3 protein-coding genes and 1 pseudogene are annotated in these 4,034 nt (G+C 36.2%); all 4 read right to left on the bottom strand.

Annotated elements, in window-relative coordinates; all coding sequences use genetic code 11:
- Positions 1–959: Na+/H+ antiporter NhaC family protein (locus L654_RS0101755; protein WP_024607069.1), on the bottom strand; the 959-nt coding region annotated here is incomplete at its 3' end.
- Between the two features lie 8 nt (positions 960–967).
- A complete protein-coding gene (locus L654_RS0101750) occupies positions 968–2,938 on the bottom strand; it encodes a DUF3488 and transglutaminase-like domain-containing protein (RefSeq protein WP_024607068.1) in 1,971 nt (656 codons plus the stop codon).
- Positions 2,938–3,924 (bottom strand): DUF58 domain-containing protein, encoded by a 987-nt coding sequence (locus L654_RS0101745; RefSeq protein WP_024607067.1) that lies wholly within the window; start codon positions 3,922–3,924, stop codon positions 2,938–2,940. The genes L654_RS0101750 and L654_RS0101745 overlap by 1 nt, the downstream gene beginning before the upstream one ends.
- Before the next feature lie 6 nt (positions 3,925–3,930).
- Positions 3,931–4,034: pseudogene (locus L654_RS1000000127700) on the bottom strand (AAA family ATPase); the annotation flags it as partial.

The following is a 4,034-nucleotide window of genomic DNA, read 5'->3' as shown; positions in this document are numbered from 1 at the left end:
ACTAAGCTCGCTACGTCGCCAGTGGCCTGCATAACTGATGCAAAGCCTTGTGCCGATATCATAATAAAACCAATCATCGCCATCATCGCAACGCCTTTACTAAATACGTCGCCGTTTTCTTCCCACTTAACTACACCAAATACACTAAATATCATTACACCTACTAAACCGCCTAAAATCATTGAGCCACTTAGGTTTTGTGCAACAAGTGAGGCAAGTACCGCACATAGCCCTACAATCATTACTTTTTTAGGGTTTTCTACCTCAGCCGATTCACTCTGAGTAGTTAATGGGAGCTTTGTGTATTCGCGGCGTTTTTTGTAGGTAATAAATACCGCAATAAGTAACCCAATAAACATACCTAATGCAGGAATTATCATCGCCACAGGGACTTGGGTATTTACAATGTCTAGGCCGTTATCAACTAGGTTTTTGTGCAAAATAGAATATAAGTAAATACCCCCAAAACCATAAGGCAGCACCATGTAAGAAGTTGCTAATCCAAATGTTAAAATACACGCTATAGCACGCCTGTCTAACCCTAACTGATTAAAAACAACGAGCAACGGTGGAATTAAAATAGGAATAAACGCTATGTGTACAGGTACTAAGTTTTGCGAAGAAATCGCACAACCTAAAATAATTAATAAAATGAAGTAACTTAAAAACGTTTCATTCCCGCTGCCTTTAGCATTTACTTTAGCAAGTAACTTATCAGCGAGAATGCGTGTTAAACCCGACTTAGAAATAGCAACGGCAAATGCACCGAGCATGGCATAACTTAGTGCAATTTCAGCTCCGGCAGAAAGGCCAGAATTAAATGCATCAACACTTTCTTTTATACCCAAGCCTGCGGTTAAACCAGCAACTAAAGCACTTATGATCATGGCAACAATGACGTTAACGCGAGACAGAGATAGCCCGAGCATTAAAATAACGCCTATAACAACAGCATTCATAGTATTCTCTATTTGGAAATTTTAATTAATTTTATCAGATCTTTAGCCTGAGTTTTACGCTCTTTCGTAAAAGGTTTTTTACCATAGCGTACTTGGTTAAATAACTGACGAAATGTGTTTATAGATTGTGCAGAACGAGGGGATTTGTCAGCAAAAAAATGTAACTGCTGACTCGGTGTTAAATTATCGGGTATATTTATTTTTTGTTTTTTCGCCCATGCTTTTACTTCATAAAACTCTTTAACCATAGGCGCTAATTTAGCCGGGCGTTTTGGTAAGTTTAAATAAACAAAATAACCTACAAAACAAAAACCAGCTGTTAGTAAAACCATTAATGGTACAAGCCAAATGTTTTTACTACCAAAAATTGATTTTAAAAAATCATTTTGTTTTTCTTCGTCAAAACCAAGTACCCAGCTAGACCATTGATAATCGAGATTTTCAAGTTCCAACCTTAACCAGTTAATAGCGGGGAAATTACTTAAACTCACTAAACCAAAATCAAGATTACTTTTAAATTCGTCATTCAGCTCTTGGTTTTGCGAAAGTGAGCCATTTAAACGCTCAGGTGCAACAACGGCGGTTGCATCAAAAATAACCCAACCTTCGTTTTGTAAATATACTTCTACCCATGCATGCGCATCGTACTGGCGAACTGTTAGCGTATTATTATCTTGATTTAATTCACCGCCTAAATAACCACTTACTAATCGAGCGGGTATACCTGCGGTTCTAAAAATGTACGCAGCAGCGCTTGCATAATGACCACAAAAACCTCGTTTATTATCAAATAAAAATTGGTCAATTGTATTATCGCCGCTCATAGGAGTGGGTGTTAACGTGTAAGTAAATCCCGTACCTGCAAAGTATTGTAATAAGCTATTGTAAAAATCGCGGTCAGAGTGTGTATTTTGTTTTAAGTTTTTAGCAAGTGATGATGTTTTTACATTCTTTTTATAAGCGAGGTATATGTAGCGTTTTTCTTCAAATTCGCCAAGCGGTAAAGTTGTGAAGTTAAAGCTATTTACATCGTATTGTAAGTTTTTAGCTTGGCGACTTTTTTTACGCAATAAGCCTAGCGAATTACCTTCAACATTTTGTGAATTACTACTGGAATACGCTAAACCATAGAGCCATTTTTGTGTTGCAGGCTCAGTAATAACTGAGTAGCTTGCAATAAGTTGCTTATCATTTTCGCTCTCGGTATTTGTTTTTACATTATTATATTTTAAAAAGTCAGACGTAAGCCACGCATTGCCATTAAACTCATCATGAACGATTGCTCGCCAATAATAAGGCGCTACAGGTTTTTCTTCATTAAATTTAGCTCTAAACACAAGCTCGTCAGAATTTGAAAGCTTTGCAATATCGAATGGATCGACTTGTTCAGAAAGCCCTGTTTTTGCAAGTTTAGGTCCAGGAAGCTGCCAAAATGCGGGCATTTTTGGTAAAAAAAGCAGTAAAAATATAGCTAAAGGAAGCGCTAAAAGTAGCAATTTACCACTTTGCTTAGAGGCGATTTTTAAATTATGTTTGGATTCGAGTAGGCCAAGTACTGCAAAGTTTAATATGTATAAACCACTTACAGATAAAGTCGTTAAAATACTTTGGTTAAATAAATACACCGATGAGAGTGAAAAAAACGTAAGCGTTGTAATTACATGATAGTGTTTTTTGGTTTTAGCCTGTAGCAGCTTAAATAAACTAGCAAGTAGCAGCATGGCCACAAATAAAATAACCGTATCCGACATGCCTACTGTGTAGAGCATTAAACCTAGTGACACACCTGCGAGTATATTTGCCAGCCAAGCATTTGGCTTTGGTTTATTACTCAGCGTTATGTAATAGTTCCATGCACAAATAAGTGCAAGTACACCTACAAAAACAAGCGGTAAATGTGATACAAAAAATACAATCAAACATGCATATATAAAAGACAGTGAATAATTTATTACTTTTTCGTTTTTAAGTATGTCCATTACACATCACCATTAAATGAGCATAATAATTCTAAGCATTGCTGCTTATGTTGCTGTCCGGTATTTGTATTTATTGTTTTATTCGGTAGCTTTAACATAAAAGGGGTGCTTTTCTCGGTTGCTTCACATACTAAAAAGCATAACTGGCTTAAACGTTGTTCTGTATCCCCATTCATCAACGTAAAATCGAGAAGCGCATTCGCTGTTTTAAAGTCTACAAACTCTTTAACTAACAACTGCTGTGTTTTTGCGTAATGCTTCCACGACACTCTTTGCAAGCCCATCTCAGGCAAGTGTGGGATTAACGACTCAAACTCTTCGCTACCAGATTGGGAAGAAATACCTTTATCGGCTTGCTCATCAAGCATAGAAACATGCGCATCACTGTGTACTTGTTCAAGCGACGGGTATACAAAAACATCTGTTTGTAATTGAATGTAGCTCCAAACAGTTATTAAACCAAAGGGATATTTACTCGCTATTTTAATACGTTGCACTGAGTACTTACCGCGTGAGCTGTAGGGTAAGTTGAGTGTAAGTAACTGAGTCTTACTATCAACTTCGTCGGTATGTTTGTGAGTTTGCTCACTACCTTGATATGTTAAATTAATAGATTGGGTAACTCTAGGGCTTTGTAATTCAAATACAATACTCGGTTTTTGAGGTGCGTAGCTGTTAAATGCATCTTTAAATTTAACCGTTAAGCCTTTAGCGTTACTGTAGCCCATTAATACAGCAATAATCATCACCACAAACATAAGATAAGACATTATTAAAATTAAATTATTTTGATAATTAATGCCCATTACAAAGTTTAAAATAGCCACAATTACAAAGTACCAGCCAAGGGATGATGGCAATACATAAATTGTTCTGTGTTCAAGTGTAATTGAGTTTTTTAAATGTTTATTTTTTAATAACTTATTAAATACACTTCGCTTAAATGACTTAAATAAAGAAGGGCGCTTAGCTGTTTTTTTTGGCATAAAAGTTTATACCGGAACTAAAACGTTTTTTAAAATATCGTTTACTTGCGCTTCACCGGACTCATTATGCAAACCTAATCGATGCTGACACACACTTGTAAATACGGCTT

The sequence above is a fragment of the Pseudoalteromonas sp. TAB23 genome (genome assembly GCF_000498075.1).
Classification (GTDB): domain Bacteria; phylum Pseudomonadota; class Gammaproteobacteria; order Enterobacterales; family Alteromonadaceae; genus Pseudoalteromonas; species Pseudoalteromonas arctica.
Note: the sequence above shows the minus strand (reverse complement) of the source record. Positions and strands in the feature narration are given on the sequence as shown.

Bases quoted from the DNA above. Each gene is read 5' to 3' on its own strand.
- L654_RS0101750 (WP_024607068.1), bottom strand. From the start codon at position 2,938: ATGGACATACTTAAAAACGAAAAAGTAATAAATTATTCACTGTCTTTT.
- L654_RS0101745 (WP_024607067.1), bottom strand. From the start codon at position 3,924: ATGCCAAAAAAAACAGCTAAGCGCCCTTCTTTATTTAAGTCATTTAAG.